Genomic DNA, 15,485 nt, shown 5'->3' on the forward strand with positions numbered 1-15,485 from the left:
TTTGTTGCGCCAGGCCGCCCATGCCGCATCTGCGGCGGCGATGGCCGCCTCGGCGTCGGCCGGGCCCAGGTTGGCCACATCGGCCAGCTTCAAACCGGTGGCGGGGTCGTGCACGTCAAAGCGGGCGGACCCGGCCACCCACTGGCCGTTGATCAGCGCGTCGGTTTTGAGGAGGCTGGGGTCTTGCAAAAGATCCAGCGGCGAACTTGTCTTCATGTCCATAGGGTTCAGGCGGCGGTGGTTTCAGCGGTGGCGGCGCGCAGGGCCTCGTGCAGTGTGACGAGGGCGGCGCCGAACTGCGCGTCGGGGATGGTCAGGGGGTAGAGGAAACGGATCACGTTGCCGTAGGTGCCGCATGTCAGCAGCAGCAGGCCACGGGCCAGCGCCTCCTTCTGCACGCGGGTGGCCAGCGCGGCGCTGGGTTCGCGGCTGGCGGGGTCGGCAAATTCCACCGCCACCATGGAGCCCAGGCCACGCACGTCGCTGATGGCGGGGCAGCTCTCGCGCCACTCGGTCAGCGCGCCCTGCAGTTGGGCGCCCAGGCGCACCGAGCGCTCCAGCAGGCCTTCGCTGTCGATCACGTCCATCACCGCGTGGGCCGCAGCCACCGCCAGCGGGTTGCCGGCGTAGGTACCGCCCAGGCCACCGGGGGCGGGTGCGTCCATCACCTCGGCACGGCCACAGACGGCCGACAGCGGCATGCCACCGGCCAGGCTCTTGGCCATGGTGATGATGTCGGCGCGCACGCTGTGGTACTCCATGGCAAACAGCTTGCCGGTGCGGCCAAAGCCGGTCTGCACTTCATCGGCAATGAGCAGGATGCCGTGGCGGTCGCAGACCGCGCGCAGGCCTTCCATCAGCGCGGTGGGCGCGATGTTGAAGCCACCTTCGCCCTGCACCGGCTCGATGATGATGGCCGCCACGCGGGTGGCCTCGATGTCGCACTTGAACAGCTGCTCCAGCGCGTTCAAGCTGTCGTCCACCGTGATGCCGTGCACCGCGTTCGGGAAGGGCAGGTGGTAGACCTCGCCCGGGAAGGGGCCGAAGCCGATCTTGTAGGGCGCGACCTTGCCGGTCAGGGCCATGCCCATCATGGTGCGGCCATGGAAGGCGCCGCCGAAGGCGATCACGCCCGAGCGGCCGGTGTGGCGGCGCGCGATCTTGACGGCGTTTTCCACCGCCTCGGCACCGGTGGTGAAGAAAGCCGTTTTGGCCGGGCCAGCGATGGGCGCGCGGGCGTTGATGCGCTCGGCCAGCGACACCACGCTTTCGTAGGGCACGATCTGGTAGGCGGTGTGGGTGAAGCGGTCCAACTGGGCACGGATGGCGGCCAACACGGCGGGGTGGCGGTGGCCGGTGTTGAGCACCGCGATGCCGGCGGCAAAGTCGGTGAAGGCGCGGCCTTCCACGTCCCACAGGGTGGCGTTTTCGGCGCGGTCGGCGTAGAAGTCACACATCACGCCCACGCCACGGGGGGCGGCGGCTTGGCGGCGTTGGTCGATCTGCTGGTTGGTCTGGCTCATGGTCTTGAAGGGGAAAAGGTGGAACAAGGCGTCCATTACAGCCTCGAATGGTTCTAAACTAAAGAGCCACATTCACGAATTTCATAGAACCAATTGCAATCACTTGTGGGAGACCTGCTGCTGCAGCGCCTGGCCCTGGCCCGCGCCGCCGCCACACAACGCCAGCCCACCAGCCGGCTGCTGTGCGCCTGCCTGCGCGAGGCCATCCTGGACGGCACGTTGCCCGCCCACACCCGGCTGCCGCCCACGCGCGATCTGGCGAGCGAACTGGGCGTGTCGCGCAACACCGTGCTCTACGCCTACGACCAACTGGCGGCCGAGGGCTGCCTGGTGTCGCGCACCGGCAGTGGCAGTTTTGTGGCCGACCTGTCGGCCGACCGCTTCATCGCAACGTCGCCAGCGGTGGGTGCGCCCGCGCCACCGCCCGAGCCCGTTGCGCTGCCATCGGGTGTGTCGGCGCGCGGCGAGGCTTTGCTGGGGCGCGTGTCGGCCACCGACGTGCAGTGGGGCGCTTTCCTGCCCGGCTTGCCCGACGTGACCGAATTTCCGCAGCAGCGTTTTGCGCAAATCACCGCCCAGTGCGCGCGGCGTGGCCCACCCGCGTTGCGCAGCTACGCCACCGCTGGTGGCCACCCGGCTTTGCAGCGCAGCCTGGCGCAGTACCTGCGGCAGGTGCGCTCGGTGCAGTGCGAGCCGGAGCAAATTCTCATCACCGAGGGCGTGCACCAGGCGGTGGACCTGCTCTCGCGCATGCTGGCCGATGCCGGTGACATTGCCTGGGTGGAGGACCCGGGCTACTGGGGCACGCGCAACATCCTGCGCATGAACGGGCTGCAGGTGGACGCCATCGCGGTGGACGCCGATGGCATGCAGGTGGTGGAGCCCGCGCCGGGCCGTGTGCCCAAGCTGGCTTTCGTCACGCCCTCGCACCAGTACCCGCTGGGGCCCATCATGGCCTTGTCGCGCCGCCTGGCCCTGCTGGAGGCCGCACGCCGCCACGGCTTCTGGGTGGTGGAGGACGACTACGACAGCGAATTCCGATTCGCTGGCCAGCCCATTCCCTCGCAGCAAGGCCTCATGCCCGATGCGCCGGTGATCTACGTGGGCACCTTCAGCAAGACGCTGTACCCCGGCCTGCGCACCGCCTACATGGTGCTGCCTCCGGCGCTGGTCGATCGCATTGGCGCGGCGCAGATGGAGCTGTACCGGGGCGGCCACCTGCTCACGCAGGCGGCCTTGGCCGAGTTCATCGACAGCGGCCACTACGCCGCCCACATCCGCCGCATGCGATTGATCTACGGCCAGCGGCGTGCCCGGCTGGTGGAGCTGGTGACACAGGCCTTGGGCAGCGAATGGCTCCACCCCTTCGACAGCAACGCAGGCCTGCACCTGGTGATGGCCCTGCCCGAGCCGTTGCGCGACACGGTGGTGGCGCAGCGTGCGCGCGAAGCAGGTGTGTTGGTGCGCCCGCTCTCGCGCTATTTTGAGAGCCCGGCCGTGCAGCAGGGTTTGTTGCTGGGGTTTGCAGCGGTGCCCATCGAAGGTATGGACGCACCGTTTGGGCGGCTGCAACGCTGTATGGAACCCTTGCGCCGGTAGGGCGTTTGTTCTCAGGACGTCAGCCGTTGGATCAGGGTTTGGGCCAGTGGCCAGGGTCCATAACCCGAAGCCGGGTTGAGGTGGCCGACCTCGCCCAGGTCCTCGACGCCGCTGCCCCAATCGCGCGCCAGCTGGCACACCGCGTCGAACTCGCCCAGCACATCGTTGCGGCTGGCGGCCACCAGCGAAGGAAAGGGCAGGCGCTCGCGCGGCACCGGCAGCCAGCCGGCGGCGTCCAGCGCGTCAAGCTGCGGGTAGGCCGGGGGCAAGGGCCGGTCGAAGGTGGGCGGGGTGGCCAACAGCGCACCACACACCCGGTGCGCCAGCGCGGTCTGCCGCGCCCAGTGGGCCACCAGCACACACCCGCCGCTGTGGGCCACCAGCACCACCGGGGTGGTCAGGCGGGCGATGGTGGCTTCCAGATCGGCGATGCGCGCGCCCAGAGACAGGTTCTCGCGCCCCATGGGCGTGAGGCTGTGGGCGTTGGGCAGGCGTTCGGCCAGCCAGGTTTGCCAGTGTCGCGCCACGTGGTCGCGCAAGCCCGGCACGATCAAAGGGATGGGATCGGTCATGGTCAGAGGAGTTGCGATGTGTCGGTCACGGCGGCCTGCATCGCTTGCAGCAAGGCCGCTGGCGGCTGCGCGCCCGACAAGGCCTCGCGCTGGTTGAACACGAAGAAGGGCACACCGGGCACCGGTTCAGCCTGTGGCAGGGGCAGGTCGAGCCGCGAGGCGGCTTCGGCCACATCCAGGCCCCACTCGGCGGCGAGTTGCAGCAGCCACGCGTGGTCGCCCAGGTCTCGCCCTTGTTGGAAGTAGCCGTGGAACAAGCGCTCGATCAGCGTGGCCTGTGCCTCCGTGCCCAGTCGCTGCGCGGCCAGCAGCACCAGTTGGTGTGCAGGTGCGGTGTCGGGAAAGCGCCGGATGCGCTCAAACGCGATGGACAGGCCGGCTTGTGCCGCAGCCGCCCGCACCTGGGCCTGGCGCGCGGCCACCGCCTGGGGGCTGCCCAGGCGGCGTTCGTAGAAGGCGGCAAAGTCCCAGCCTTCGGGCGGCACGCCCTCGATCAGGCGCACCGGGTGCCAGCACAGCACCACCGTGTCGCTTGGGCGTTGCTCGCGCCAGGTGGCCAGGGCCGTGTCGAGGTGGCGTTTGCCGATCAGGCACCAGGGGCAGATGAGGTCGAACCAGACGTCGATCTGTAGCGCAGGCGCCGGTGTGGTGCTGGTGCTCACGCCACCTTGCGCAGAAAGCCCTGCTGGCGGCCCGGCGCGTTGGGCGCAAAGCCGTTGGCGGCCAAGGTTTCTTCCACGGTGTCGTAGAACACGCCGATCTTGAGGATCTCGCGCGCCTGTTTGCCGGTGGCGATGGGGCGGCCGAATTCTTTGGCCACGCGCACCAGCTGCTCGATCTGCTGCACCGTGGTCATCTTCTCGGTGCGGGCCTGGTTCCACAGGTTGTCTTCGATGCCACAACGCACGTGCAGACCCATGGCCATGCCCATCATGTTGATGGGCAGCACGTTGCGCATGCTGCTCTCCACGGTCAGCATGGTGCCGTCGGGGATGGCACGCACGAAGTTGCTCAGGTTGTAGATGTTGGGCGCGTCCATGCCGCCGCTGATGGCGACCCAGTTGCACACCAGCGGCCCCTTGTAGATGCCACGGCGGATCAGGCGCTCCACGGTCTCGAAGCTGTTGAGGTTGTAGAACTGGAAGGCGCTCTGAATCCCCGCCGCAGAGAGCCGCTTGACGTGTTCCTCCACGAAGCTGGGGGTGGAGGGCACCACCATCTCGGTGTAGGCGCGGCGGCCTTCGGGCGTGGCCATGGAGGTGCCGGCGATGTCGGCCTCTTCCATGTGTTCGGTCACGTTCATTTGTGTGGTGTTGACGGTCACCGTCACCTGGTCGGGCTTCGGCGTCAGCTCCGCCAGCATGTGGCGGGTGTCGTCCGACAGCCATTTGGCCACTTCGCCTTCACCCACCGGGGCAAAGGAAATGGAGCCACCGACCTGGATGACCATGTCGGGCACGGCCTGGCGCACACCGGCGATCAGCGCGTTGAACTGCGACAGGCGCTTGCTGCCGGTGCCATCGAGTTCACGCACGTGCAGGTGCAGCACGGTGGCGCCGGCGTTGTAGCAGTCCACGGCTTTTTGCACTTGCTCGGCCATGGTCACTGGGATGTCCTCGGGGAAGTCCGAAGGAATCCATTCCGGGCCGTAGGGCGCGGCGGTGATGACCAGGGGCTGCTGGTTTTCGGGAAAAAGGTGGCCGTCGAGGAAGTTCATGTGCGTCTCCTGATATGGGGGAAAAAAAGTGGCTCAGAAGGTGGGCGTGCCGATGATGCCGGCGCGCTCCATCTTGCGGTGGCAAGGGGGGTAGTCCATCACCGCGTAGTGCTGGGTGGCGCGGTTGTCCCAGATGGCCATGCTGTTGGGCTTCCAGCGCCAACGCACCTGGTATTCGGGTATCGCGGCCTGGTTGATCAGGTACTGCAGCAGAGCGCTGCCGCCCTGGGTGTAGTCCTGGCCATAACGCACGTTGTCGGTGGTGTGGAAGTTGGTGAAGTGGGTGGTGAAGGCGTTGACGAACAGGATCTTTTCGCCTGTCTCGGGGTGGGTGCGCACCACCGGGTGCTCGGCGTCGGGGAACTGGGCCTTGAGTGCCAGGCGCCGTTCGATTGGCATCGCGGCGCCAAACGTGGCTTCGATGCTGTGGCGGGCGCGCAGACCGGCGATTTGCTGTTTGACTTGCTCGGGCAGCTTCTCGTAGGCCAGGGCCATGTTGGCCCACATGGTGTCGCCGCCCACGGGTGGGCATTCCACACAGCGCAGCACACAGCCCATGGGCGGCGCCTCGCGCCAGGTGGCGTCGGTGTGCCAGGCGTTTTCGTAGCGGTCGTTGGGCTGGTCGGGGTTTTTGTAGATGCGCACCAGGCCGGGGTGATCGGGGTCGCTGCCGGCCACCGGGTGGTCTTCCAGTTCACCGAACTTGCGGGCAAAGGCCACGTGTTCGGCGCGGGTGATGTGCTGGTCGCGCAGGAACAGCACCTTGTGCTGGAGCAACGCGGCCTTGATCTCGGCGAACAGCGTGTCGTCGCGCGCCGCCTCGCCCAGGTTCACGCCAACAAGTTCGGCGCCGATGGCACAGGTCAGGGGTTCGATCCGCATGGTGTGTCTCCTCTTTTTGTAAACGCGCTCAGATCACGAAGATGGACGAGCCGGTGGTCTTGCGCGATTCCAGGTCGCGGTGCGCCTGCTGGGCGTCCTCCAGCGCGTAGTGCTGGTGGATCTCGATCTGGATGCGGCCGGCGCCCACGTGGTCAAACACCTCGGCGGCCAGCGCGGCCTTCTCGGCCGGGTCGGCGATGTAGTCGGCCAGGGCCGGTCGGGTCAGGTAGAGCGAGCCCTTCATGGCCAGCAGGTTGGGGTTGAAGCCGTCGATGGGGCCGCTGGCCGTGCCCACACACACCATGAGGCCACGGCGTTTGAGCGAATCGAGCGAGGCCATGAAGGTGCTTTTGCCCACGCTGTCGAACACCACGTTCACGCCCACGCCATCGGTGAGTTCGCGCACTTTTTTGGCTACGTCTTCGTGGCTGTAGTTGATGGTGTGGGTGCAGCCGTGGGCGCGGGCCACTTCGGCTTTTTCTTCGGTGGACACGGTGCCGATCACCGTGATGCCGAGCAGCTTGGCCCATTGCGAAACGATCAGGCCCACGCCGCCGGCGGCCGCGTGCAACAGCAGGGTGTCGCCGGCTTTGAAATCGTGGATGCGGCGCAGCAGGTAGGCCGAGGTCAGGCCGCGCATGGTCATGGCGGCGGCGGTCTCGAAGGCGATGTTGTCGGGCAACTTGATCAGCGGCGCGGCCGGGATGAGGCGGGAGGTAGCGTAGGCGCCCAGGGTGTTGAGGAAGCCGGTGTAGGTCACGCGGTCGCCCACGGCCACGTTCGTCACGCCTTCGCCCACGGCCTGCACCACACCCGATGCTTCCACGCCCATGCCGGCCGGCAAAGGCATGGGGTAGGTGCCGTTGCGGAAATAGGTGTCGGCGTAGTTCAGGCCCACGGCCACGTGGCGCAGGCGCACCTGGCCGGGGCCGGGCTCACCCACGTCAATTTCTTCAAGCCGCAGAACCTCGGGCCCACCGGTTTGGTGCATTCGGATGGCTTTGGCCATGTGTGTCTCCTCTGGCGGCGCGCCGGTGTGGTGCGCCATGGGAGGGACTGTAGGTATTCACCCCAGGGGGCGCTTCGCATGATCTGCCAACGGCTTATCATTTCATGCCACGCCGCACCACCCCATGAACGCACTCGTCCGCGCCGCAACCCTCACCAACTTCCTGGAGGTGGCGCGCGACCTGGGTTTGAACCCCCAGCCGCTGCTGCGTGAGGTGGGCCTGAGCCGCGCCCTGTTGGCCGATCCCGAACAGCGCATTCCGGCGCAGTCGGCGGTGCGCCTGCTGGAGCTGGCGGCCCAGGCGACGGGCCACAGCCAGTTCGGCCTGCGCATGGCGGAGTCGCGCCAGCTGTCGGACTTCGGGGTGGTGAGCCTGCTCATCAGCCACCAGCGAACGCTGCGCGAAGCGCTGATGGTGACCATGCAGTACCGCCACCTGCTCAACGACACACTGGCCATGCAGCTGGAGGACGCGGGCAGCCTGGTCATCGTCCGCGAGGAGGTGGTGGCCACCGCACCGTCGCGCCAGGCCACCGAGTTGGCGCTGGGCGTGTTGTTTCGCATGTGTGCGGCGGTGATGGGCGGGCGCTGGGCGCCGCAGAGCGTGAATTTCAGCCACGAGGCACCGGCCGACCTGAGCTTGCACAAGCGGGTGTTTGCCTGCCGGCTGGAGTTTGGCAGCGAGTTCAACGGCATCGTCTGCCGTGCCGCCGATCTGGACGCGCCCAACCCGGCGGCCGATCCGGCCATGGCGCGTTACGCCCAGCGTTTTGTCGAATCGCTGCCACCGGTCAATGGCCCTTCGGTGGTGCTGGACGTGCGCAAGGCCATTTACCTGATGTTGCCCAGCGGCCGCGCCAGCACCGAGTACGTGGCCCAGGCCCTGGGCCTGAGCGTGCGCACCCTGCAACGCCAGCTCGACGAAGCCGGCACCAGCTTCACCGACATGCTGGGCGAGGTGCGCGCGGAACTGGCCCAGCGCTACGTGGCCAACCCGCGCTATTCGCTGGTGCGGGTGTCCGAACTGTTGGGCTACAGCACACCCAGCTCGTTCACGCGCTGGTTCACCACGCAGTTCGGCCAGGCGCCGCAGGCCTGGCGCAAGGCGCACGGTGGTTCGGCCTGATCAGGGGCGCCCTTGACGCCAGGCGCGGGCGCTGCAGCCGAAGCCTTGGCGAAACCAGTAGGCAAAGGCGCTGGGCGACGAAAAACCCAGCAGCGTGGCCACCTCGGCCAGGCTGCGCTGGTTTTGCCGCAACTGTTGCTCCGCCATTTCCATGCGCACCGCCTGCAACACGGCAGAAAAATCGGTCTGCTCGGCGCTCAGGTGGCGGTGCAGCGTGCGCCGGTCCACGCCCAGGTGCTGCGCCACCTGCTGCGCCGTGCAGCGCCCACCGGGCAACAGGGCGGTGATGAGCTGGCGGGTGGTGGTCTGTGCGTTGCGCTGGCCGCGCGACAGTTCACCGTCCAGGTAACGCCGGGCAAAGCTGGCCATGGCCGTCTGGTGGGCTGCCAGGCCCTGCGTCAAATCGCTGGCGCGGCAGACGATGCCGTTGAAGCCGGCCAGGTACACCACCCGCGTGCCAAAGAAGCGCTCGAAGCGCGTGGGCTCCTGGGGCGGCGCTTGGCGCAGGCCCACCCACAGTGGTTGCCAGCGTTCGCCCAGCAACTCGTGCAGGATGCGGTGCATCACCCCCACGGCCAACTGCATGGACTGCTGCAAGGGCGCGCCCGGTTCGGTCACCAAGTCTTCGCTGATGCGCAGCAGGCCATCGTGTTCTTCCAGCTCGGTCAGCAGCGAGGCGTTGAGCAGGCGCAGGTAGCGGCACAGGGTGTCCAGCGCGGCACGTGCGCTGGGCTCTTCCTTGAGCACCAGGCTGAGCGGCCCCAGGTTGGAGAGCGAACGCCGGGCCGCCAGACGCAGCCCAAAATCCTCTGCGCCGCTGGCCAACGCACTGGTCTCCAGCAGGCGGCGCACCGCCTGGGTGCTGATGGGGGTTTCGGGGTCGCTCAGGCTGCGCAACTGCAGGCCGGCGCGCCTCAACATGGCGGCGGCGTCCAGGCCCAGCGATTGCGCCAACTCGACATAACCATTGAGGCTGGCGCTGCGCACAACCGGCAGATGGGTGGCCATGGGGTGTCCCAAAATCGAAAGTTCTTGGCGTGAATTATCAAGCCGGCGGCGGGCACGCTGCCTACCATTCGTCCACGGTTCAGGAAGAACCTGCCGACACGCACCGGGACGACCCGGGCACCCAACGATTGGAGACACCCATGTTTTTTGCTTCCCGCTTCACGCGCCGCACCACCTGCGCCACCTTGCTGGCTTTGGCCGTGCCGGCCGCTTTCGCCTGGACCGACAAGCCGGTCAAAGTCATCGTGCCGGCGCCCGCTGGGGGCGTGATGGACCAGGTGGCGCGCATCATCGGCGACCAGCTGAGCAAGGACGTGGGTCACCCCTTCGTCATCGAGAACCGCGCCGGTGCAGGTGGTGTGATCGGCATGCAGGCTTTGCTGAACGCACCGGCCGACGGCACCACCATCATGTTCACCGCCAGCAACCTGCTGACCGAAATCCCGCATGTGCTCAAGCCCAGCATGGACATCGTGCCCAAGGTGCGCCCGGTGGCCGTGGCGGCACGCGACAGCCTGATCCTGATCGGTGCACCCAACACGCCGGCCAAAGACCTCAAGGAGCTGATCGCCTACGTCAAGGCCAACCCCGGCAAGGTGAGCTTTGCCTCGTACAGCACGGGCACCGCCTCGCACTACGCGGGCATGATCCTCAACCAGAAGGTCGGGCTGGACATGCAGCACATCTCGTTCGCAGGCATCCCGCCCGCGCTGACCCAGGTCATGGGCAACCAGATCCCGGTGATGTTCTCTTCCGTGGGCCCCACCAAGCAGTTCATCGCCGCCGGCAAGGTGCAGGTCTACGGGGTGGTCACCAAGACGCGCTCCAGCCAGCTGCCCAACGTGCCCACGCTGGCCGAGCAGGGCATCCCCGACATGGACTTCAGCAACTGGGTTGGCGTGATTGCTGCGGCGAGCATGCCCGATGCCATCGTCAACAAGATCAATGACGCGGTCAACAAGGCCGCCAACAGCCCCGACGTCAAGGCCAAACTGGTGGCCGCCGGCTTCGAGGTGAGCCCGCGCGACCTCGAAGCACCGCAGTTGGCCCAGTCGGTCAAGGCCGAGTTCGAGCGCAACGCCGCCATCGTCAAGACCTTCGACATCAAGCTTACGCAGTAAACAGCCCCAGTGTGCACAGGCGCGGGCGCCCGGCGGGCCCCTGCGCTTTTTTTTGCCCTGTTTTTTGTCATTGAACCCGAGGACAAACCCATGAACGGCCAAATGATGCAGCAGCCGCTGCTGATCTCATCCCTGCTGCGCCACGCCGAGCGTCACCATGGTACCCAAGAGGTGGTGTCGCGCCGCGTCGAAGGCGACATCCACCGCTACACCTACGCCGATCTGGCCTCGCGTTCGCGCAAGCTGGCCAAGGCCCTGGCCGGCCTGGGCATGGCCCCCGGCGTGCGCGTGGGCACCATCGCCTGGAACACCTACCGCCACCTGGAGCTGTACTACGCCGTCTCGGGCAGTGGCGCCGTGCTGCACACCCTGAACCCGCGCCTGCACCCCGACCAGCTGGTGTGGATTGCCGACCACGCCGAGGACGAGGTGTTGTGTTTCGACAAGACCTTCCTGCCGCTGGTCGAACAGGTGGCCGAACGCCTCAAGACCGTGCGCAAGTTTGTGCTGATGGTGGACAAGGAGCACATGCCCACTGTGCCCAAGATCCCGGGCCTGATCTGCTACGAGGATCTGATCGCTGGCGAGCCCACCGACCGCTTCGAGTGGCCCGAGTTCGACGAACAAACGGCATCGAGCCTGTGCTACACCAGCGGCACCACCGGCAACCCCAAGGGCGTGTTGTATTCGCACCGCTCCACGGTGCTGCACACCTTTGCCTCGGCCTTGCCCGATGCACTGAACCTCTCGGCCCGCGACGCTGTGTTGCCCGTGGTGCCCATGTTCCACGTCAACGCCTGGGGTCTGCCGTATTCGGCCTGTATGGTGGGGGCCAAGCTGGTGTTCCCCGGCCCGGGCCTGGACGGCAAGAGCCTGCACGAGCTGTTCGAAGCGGAAGGTGTCACCGTCTCGGCCGGTGTGCCCACGGTCTGGCAAGGTCTGCTGGCCCACGTGCAGGGCAACGGCTTGCGCTTCAGCACCATGCGCCGCACCATCATTGGCGGCTCGGCCTGCCCGCCGGCCATGATGAGCACGTTTGAAGACACCTACGGTGTGCAGGTCATCCACGCCTGGGGCATGACCGAACTGTCTCCCATCGGCACGGTGGGCATCCTCAAAGGCCACCAACTGGATTTGCCGGTGGAGCAGCGACGGAGCATCCAGGCAAAACAGGGCCGGGGGGTGTTTGGCATCGACATGAAGATCGTCGGCGAAGACGGGGCGGAGCTGCCGTGGGACGGCAAGGCTTCGGGCGAGCTGCTGGTGCGCGGGCACTGGGTGGTGGAGCAGTACATCAAGGGTGACAAGAGCCCGCTCGTCAACGGCTGGTTCCCCACCGGCGACGTGGCCACGATCGATGCGGACGGGTTCATGAACATCACCGACCGCGCCAAGGACGTGATCAAGAGCGGTGGCGAGTGGATCGGCTCCATCGACATCGAGAACATCGCCATGGCCCACCCGGCGGTGGCCATGGCCGCGTGTATTGCGGCCAAACATCCCAAGTGGGACGAGCGCCCGCTCTTGGTGGTGGTCAAGAAGCCCAACGTTGAGGTCAGCAAGGAAGACCTCCTGGCTTTCTTCAACGGCAGAATCGCCAAGTGGTGGACCCCGGACGATGTGGTGTTTGTCGACGCCATCCCGCTCGGCGCCACCGGTAAGATGCTCAAGAACCGACTGCGCGAGCAGTTCCAGGACCATTTGTTGACCCCCGCCTGAGTTTTGTCAGAAAGCCCCGCCCCATGACCGCCTTGCGTGATCGCCTGCAAACCCTGTGGCCCGGGCTGGTGGTCAGTGGCGTGGTGGCCGTGGCCGCCATGTTCCTGGCCGAGCACCATGGCGCGCCGGTCATGCTGCTGGCGCTGCTGTTGGGCATGGCGCTGAACTTTTTGACGCAGCCCGAGGCCGGGCAGCACAGCCGCAGCGCGGCCGGTATCGACTTCACTGCCAAGGCGGTGTTGCGCCTGGGTGTGGCGCTGCTGGGCCTGCGCATCACGCTCGATCAGGTGCTGGCCCTGGGCTGGCAGCCCATTGCCATGGTGGTGCTGGCGGTGGCGCTGACCATCGCGGTGGGCATTCTGCTCGCCAGGATGATGGGGTTTCAGATGTTCTTCGGCCTGCTCACCGGCGGGGCGGTGGCCATTTGTGGGGCATCGGCCGCGCTGGCGCTCTCAGCCGCCATGCCGGCCCACCCGCGCAAGGAGCAGGCCACGCTGTTCACGGTGATCGGTGTGAGCGCCTTGTCCACCATGGCCATGGTGCTGTACCCCATGGTCACCGGCTGGCTGGGCCTGGACGCCTGGCAGGCCGGCGCCTTCATCGGCGGCACCATCCACGACGTGGCGCAGGTGGTGGGCGCGGGCTACAGCATCTCGCACGAGGCGGGTGATGTGGCCACGCTGGTCAAACTCATGCGCGTGGCCATGTTGCTGCCGGTGATTGCGCTGGCAGCCTGGCTGGCGCGCCGGCACGAGCTGAGCCAGGGCGCCAGCACCAGCGGCCCACGCCCACCGCTGCTGCCCTGGTTTGCGGTGGCCTTCGCCATCCTGGTGGTCATCCACAGCACGGGCTGGCTGCCGGCCTGGGTGGTGGCGGCCGGCAAAAGCGCCTCGCAGTGGTGCCTGGTGGGCGCCATGGCGGCCATCGGCATGAAGACCCACCTCAAGGACGTGGTCAAGGTGGGCTGGAAACCGGTGGCGCTGATGGTGCTGGAGACCGTTTTTCTGGCCGGGCTGTTTTACGTGTTTCTGCGCTTGGCCCACCACGCCTGAGCCGCGCGGGTCTTTTTATGGCGGCAGGCCGTCTTGAGTGGATGCAGATGAACGGATGCGTTCGGCGCGGCGCAGCACCGGCGCATCGACCATGCGGCCGTCGAGCTGGAAGGCCGCACCACCGTGGGTGGCACTCGCCATCCTGATGGTCCGCAGTCTGCCTCGCCCGCATGCGGGACGCCGCAATGTTTGAAGCCGCCACGCGCCCCAGCCCTGACCCCCCGGCACGTTGGCGAGTTATCTGACACCCACGGATCAGACGCCCACGGACCCCAACCAAGGGGTTGCCAGCACCATGCCCAGCGTGCCACCACACAGACCCAGGCCCCAGCCTGCCAGCACGTCGGACGGGAAGTGCGCCCCGACGTAGATGCGCGCCCAGCCGGTGGCCAGGGTCAGCAGCACCGCGCTGACCACCAGCAGGGGCGGCACGCCGGCCACCCACACAGCGGCGCTCACGCAGGCCATGCTGACCGCGTGGCTGCTGGGCCAACCACCACGCGCGCCTTGTTGCAGGTGGTTGGGGCTGAGTCCCAGGTGGTAGGGGCGCGGGGCACCCAGGTGGCGGGCGATGCGTTTGCCTGTCCACTGCGTGGCACCCGCGAGCAGCAACACCCAGGCCGCCAAGGCCAAAGGGGCGGCGGTGAAGGTGGCGCCCAGCAGCAAGCTCACGAGCAACAGGCCGCTGGCGCCGCGCGCCAAGCACAAGGCCACGCGCAGGGGCAGTGGCCGGGCCGCATGGCCACCGCCGAGCCGGGTGAAGGCGCGCAGGTCTGCACTGCTGCGTTGTGGCGGGTGCGTTTGGCCGTTGGCGGCACGGGGCATCAGGCATCGGCGGGTCGATGCCTGGGTCGGGGTTTGCATAGGGCCTCTGTGAGGAGTGTGGTTCATCCGCCGGCCATCGTGCGGCGCCACGATGAAAGACCCGTGACCACTTCAAGGCAAAACGAAGACACCCCGCCGAGCGCCTGTCAAGCCGTCCGATCCCCGACGACAATGCTTCAAACCCAGATGTTTGAGTTCCACGCCCATCAAAATCGCATGAGCATGATGTCCGCTCGCCCACTGCTGCCCAATGAGCCCCGCGTCATCGACACCCCCCGCCAGCAAGCTCTGACCGAGCAGCACCTGCTGCCCACGTTGGGGCCGCTGATGACACTGATGCAAGGCATCCGTGCGTCGCTCGACCCTGTGTTGCGGGCGGCCCAGCCCTTCAAATGGGGCAAGCCTTACCCGCTGGGCCAGTGCCTGGAAATTTCGCTGGCGGTCAAACGCCGCTTGCGAGAGATCAACCCGGTCACGCTGAGCGGTGAGGCGGCCCAGGGCCATGCGGCGCTGGCCGCCTTCTTGGCCGCCGGTGGCCACATGCACCAGGTGTGGGGCGACCTGCGGGGCGCGTATTTCCAGAACGCCTTTCTGGCTGGCACGCTGTACATCGACGTGTCCAACGACACCGTCGTGCCCACCAAACCACCGGTTGAGATGCTGCCGTTCGAACAGGCGGGCCTGACCCCGGTGGCCGACTTTGCCCACTACACCCGCCTGGCCAACCGCTACTGGCACGCGCAGGTGGTGCCCAACCACCTGTTGCCGGAACTGGCCCCCCACTACCCGCTGTTCGCCCACATACCCGGCGTGGGTTGGCGCCTCGAGGCGGACTCGGGCTACATGGTGGCACTGACCCACACGCAGGGCTTTTCCCCCAGCCGCGCCGTGCTGGCGGCCGAGCCCATGGATGCCGCCGCCTTTGCCACACTGGCGCACACCTTGGGCCCACTCGGGCGCTGGCCCCTGCCCCGCCATGCCACCCAGGGGCGTGAACTTGCCCTGCAGAGGTGCGCCGCCGCCGCGCTGGGCGCCCAACCGCTTGACGCCACCTTGCGCGCCGACCTGGGGCGGCGCATTGCCGCTGTGAACGCGTGCTTGTCGAGCGCGCGCACGTTGTAGCCGCCCACCACCGCCACGCCGCGCCCGCCCAAATGCCCGATGAAGGGCCGCTGAAAGGCTGACGAAGGGGTTTGGACTGTTAACAGGCCGTTGAAAAAATGCGTGGTGAAGGGGCCTCGGCCACTGATTCCGAGGAATCGAACTTCTGCGAAGCGTCCGCGCGGTGGATTCGGCACTCATTTCGGTCCGTTTCCAGGCCATTGCGCCCAT

General features: G+C 67.2%; 16 protein-coding genes. 6 read left to right on the top strand and 10 right to left on the bottom strand.

Annotated features, from left to right (window positions below):
- Positions 1 to 222, bottom strand: a 222-nt coding sequence (locus tag ACFQPB_RS22810; RefSeq protein WP_382228469.1) for an aldehyde dehydrogenase family protein, incomplete at its 3' end; no start/stop codon positions are given.
- Between the two features lie 5 nt (positions 223 to 227).
- Entirely contained in the window at positions 228 to 1,523 is a 1,296-nt protein-coding gene (locus ACFQPB_RS22815; RefSeq protein ID WP_382228509.1) for a 4-aminobutyrate--2-oxoglutarate transaminase, read from the bottom strand.
- 93 nt (positions 1,524 to 1,616) lie between these two features.
- Here ACFQPB_RS22815 and pdxR point away from each other — a divergent pair, with 93 nt between their 5' ends.
- Positions 1,617 to 3,122, top strand: a complete 1,506-nt coding sequence (gene pdxR, locus ACFQPB_RS22820; protein ID WP_382228472.1) for a MocR-like pyridoxine biosynthesis transcription factor PdxR — start codon at positions 1,617 to 1,619, stop codon at positions 3,120 to 3,122.
- An 11-nt stretch (positions 3,123 to 3,133) separates the two neighbouring features.
- Here the strand turns inward: pdxR and ACFQPB_RS22825 are convergent, their stop codons facing one another.
- Genes ACFQPB_RS22825 through ACFQPB_RS22845 form a run of 5 tightly spaced genes read right to left on the bottom strand, consistent with a single transcriptional unit; the run spans position 3,134 to position 7,302 of the window.
- Positions 3,134 to 3,694 carry an RBBP9/YdeN family alpha/beta hydrolase gene (locus ACFQPB_RS22825; protein ID WP_382228475.1) on the bottom strand — a complete coding sequence of 187 codons (561 nt, stop codon included), beginning with the start codon at positions 3,692 to 3,694 and terminating at the stop codon, positions 3,134 to 3,136.
- A gap of 2 nt (positions 3,695 to 3,696) precedes the next feature.
- Positions 3,697 to 4,356, bottom strand: coding sequence for a DsbA family oxidoreductase (locus ACFQPB_RS22830; RefSeq protein WP_382228477.1), 660 nt, complete (start codon positions 4,354 to 4,356; stop codon positions 3,697 to 3,699).
- On the bottom strand, positions 4,353 to 5,411 hold the full coding sequence (locus ACFQPB_RS22835) for a beta-keto acid cleavage family enzyme (protein ID WP_382228480.1): 1,059 nt from the start codon (positions 5,409 to 5,411) through the stop codon (positions 4,353 to 4,355). The genes ACFQPB_RS22830 and ACFQPB_RS22835 overlap by 4 nt, the downstream gene beginning before the upstream one ends.
- A gap of 33 nt (positions 5,412 to 5,444) precedes the next feature.
- Complete coding sequence (locus ACFQPB_RS22840; protein WP_382228483.1) at positions 5,445 to 6,293, bottom strand: TauD/TfdA dioxygenase family protein; 849 nt, start codon at positions 6,291 to 6,293, stop codon at positions 5,445 to 5,447.
- 28 nt (positions 6,294 to 6,321) lie between these two features.
- A complete protein-coding gene (locus ACFQPB_RS22845) occupies positions 6,322 to 7,302 on the bottom strand; it encodes a quinone oxidoreductase family protein (protein WP_382228485.1) in 981 nt (326 codons plus the stop codon).
- Positions 7,303 to 7,426: 124 nt separating this feature from the next.
- Between ACFQPB_RS22845 and ACFQPB_RS22850 the strand changes: the two genes are divergently transcribed.
- The gene (locus tag ACFQPB_RS22850) at positions 7,427 to 8,428 is read left to right on the top strand and encodes an AraC family transcriptional regulator (protein ID WP_382228488.1); all 1,002 of its coding nucleotides are present in this window, start codon (positions 7,427 to 7,429) and stop codon (positions 8,426 to 8,428) included.
- Here the strand turns inward: ACFQPB_RS22850 and ACFQPB_RS22855 are convergent, their stop codons facing one another.
- Complete coding sequence (locus ACFQPB_RS22855; protein ID WP_382228491.1) at positions 8,429 to 9,436, bottom strand: AraC family transcriptional regulator; 1,008 nt, start codon at positions 9,434 to 9,436, stop codon at positions 8,429 to 8,431.
- 140 nt (positions 9,437 to 9,576) lie between these two features.
- Between ACFQPB_RS22855 and ACFQPB_RS22860 the strand changes: the two genes are divergently transcribed.
- The 3 genes from ACFQPB_RS22860 to ACFQPB_RS22870 all read left to right on the top strand — a co-directional run bounded on the left by ACFQPB_RS22860 (position 9,577) and on the right by ACFQPB_RS22870 (position 13,328).
- Positions 9,577 to 10,557 (top strand): Bug family tripartite tricarboxylate transporter substrate binding protein, encoded by a 981-nt coding sequence (locus ACFQPB_RS22860; RefSeq protein WP_382228493.1) that lies wholly within the window; start codon positions 9,577 to 9,579, stop codon positions 10,555 to 10,557.
- A 90-nt stretch (positions 10,558 to 10,647) separates the two neighbouring features.
- On the top strand, positions 10,648 to 12,276 hold the full coding sequence (locus ACFQPB_RS22865) for a 3-(methylthio)propionyl-CoA ligase (RefSeq protein WP_382228495.1): 1,629 nt from the start codon (positions 10,648 to 10,650) through the stop codon (positions 12,274 to 12,276).
- Positions 12,277 to 12,299: 23 nt separating this feature from the next.
- A complete protein-coding gene (locus tag ACFQPB_RS22870) occupies positions 12,300 to 13,328 on the top strand; it encodes a YeiH family protein (protein WP_382228498.1) in 1,029 nt (342 codons plus the stop codon).
- Between the two features lie 15 nt (positions 13,329 to 13,343).
- Here the strand turns inward: ACFQPB_RS22870 and ACFQPB_RS22875 are convergent, their stop codons facing one another.
- Positions 13,344 to 13,469: a hypothetical protein gene (locus ACFQPB_RS22875; protein ID WP_382228501.1), complete on the bottom strand. Its 126-nt coding sequence runs from the start codon at positions 13,467 to 13,469 to the stop codon at positions 13,344 to 13,346.
- Positions 13,470 to 13,583: 114 nt separating this feature from the next.
- Complete coding sequence (locus ACFQPB_RS22880; RefSeq protein WP_382228504.1) at positions 13,584 to 14,192, bottom strand: phosphatase PAP2 family protein; 609 nt, start codon at positions 14,190 to 14,192, stop codon at positions 13,584 to 13,586.
- Positions 14,193 to 14,369: 177 nt separating this feature from the next.
- On the opposite strand from ACFQPB_RS22880, the gene ACFQPB_RS22885 reads away from it, so the two are divergent.
- Positions 14,370 to 15,275 (top strand): hypothetical protein, encoded by a 906-nt coding sequence (locus ACFQPB_RS22885; protein WP_382228507.1) that lies wholly within the window; start codon positions 14,370 to 14,372, stop codon positions 15,273 to 15,275.
- The last annotated feature ends 210 nt before the right edge of the window (positions 15,276 to 15,485 follow it).

This window comes from Hydrogenophaga atypica (assembly GCF_042665215.1).
Taxonomy (GTDB): Bacteria; Pseudomonadota; Gammaproteobacteria; order Burkholderiales; family Burkholderiaceae_C; genus Hydrogenophaga; species Hydrogenophaga defluvii_A.

Coding starts and splice junctions, on each gene's coding strand:
- ACFQPB_RS22835 (WP_382228480.1), bottom strand. CDS start 5,411: ATGAACTTCCTCGACGGCCACCTTTTTCCCGAAAACCAGCAGCCCCTG.
- ACFQPB_RS22815 (WP_382228509.1), bottom strand. CDS start 1,523: ATGAGCCAGACCAACCAGCAGATCGACCAACGCCGCCAAGCCGCCGCC.
- ACFQPB_RS22860 (WP_382228493.1), top strand. CDS start 9,577: ATGTTTTTTGCTTCCCGCTTCACGCGCCGCACCACCTGCGCCACCTTG.
- ACFQPB_RS22855 (WP_382228491.1), bottom strand. CDS start 9,436: ATGGCCACCCATCTGCCGGTTGTGCGCAGCGCCAGCCTCAATGGTTAT.
- ACFQPB_RS22840 (WP_382228483.1), bottom strand. CDS start 6,293: ATGCGGATCGAACCCCTGACCTGTGCCATCGGCGCCGAACTTGTTGGC.
- ACFQPB_RS22880 (WP_382228504.1), bottom strand. CDS start 14,192: ATGCAAACCCCGACCCAGGCATCGACCCGCCGATGCCTGATGCCCCGT.
- ACFQPB_RS22845 (WP_382228485.1), bottom strand. CDS start 7,302: ATGGCCAAAGCCATCCGAATGCACCAAACCGGTGGGCCCGAGGTTCTG.
- ACFQPB_RS22850 (WP_382228488.1), top strand. CDS start 7,427: ATGAACGCACTCGTCCGCGCCGCAACCCTCACCAACTTCCTGGAGGTG.
- ACFQPB_RS22885 (WP_382228507.1), top strand. CDS start 14,370: ATGAGCATGATGTCCGCTCGCCCACTGCTGCCCAATGAGCCCCGCGTC.
- ACFQPB_RS22875 (WP_382228501.1), bottom strand. CDS start 13,469: ATGGCGAGTGCCACCCACGGTGGTGCGGCCTTCCAGCTCGACGGCCGC.
- ACFQPB_RS22825 (WP_382228475.1), bottom strand. CDS start 3,694: ATGACCGATCCCATCCCTTTGATCGTGCCGGGCTTGCGCGACCACGTG.
- ACFQPB_RS22865 (WP_382228495.1), top strand. CDS start 10,648: ATGAACGGCCAAATGATGCAGCAGCCGCTGCTGATCTCATCCCTGCTG.
- ACFQPB_RS22870 (WP_382228498.1), top strand. CDS start 12,300: ATGACCGCCTTGCGTGATCGCCTGCAAACCCTGTGGCCCGGGCTGGTG.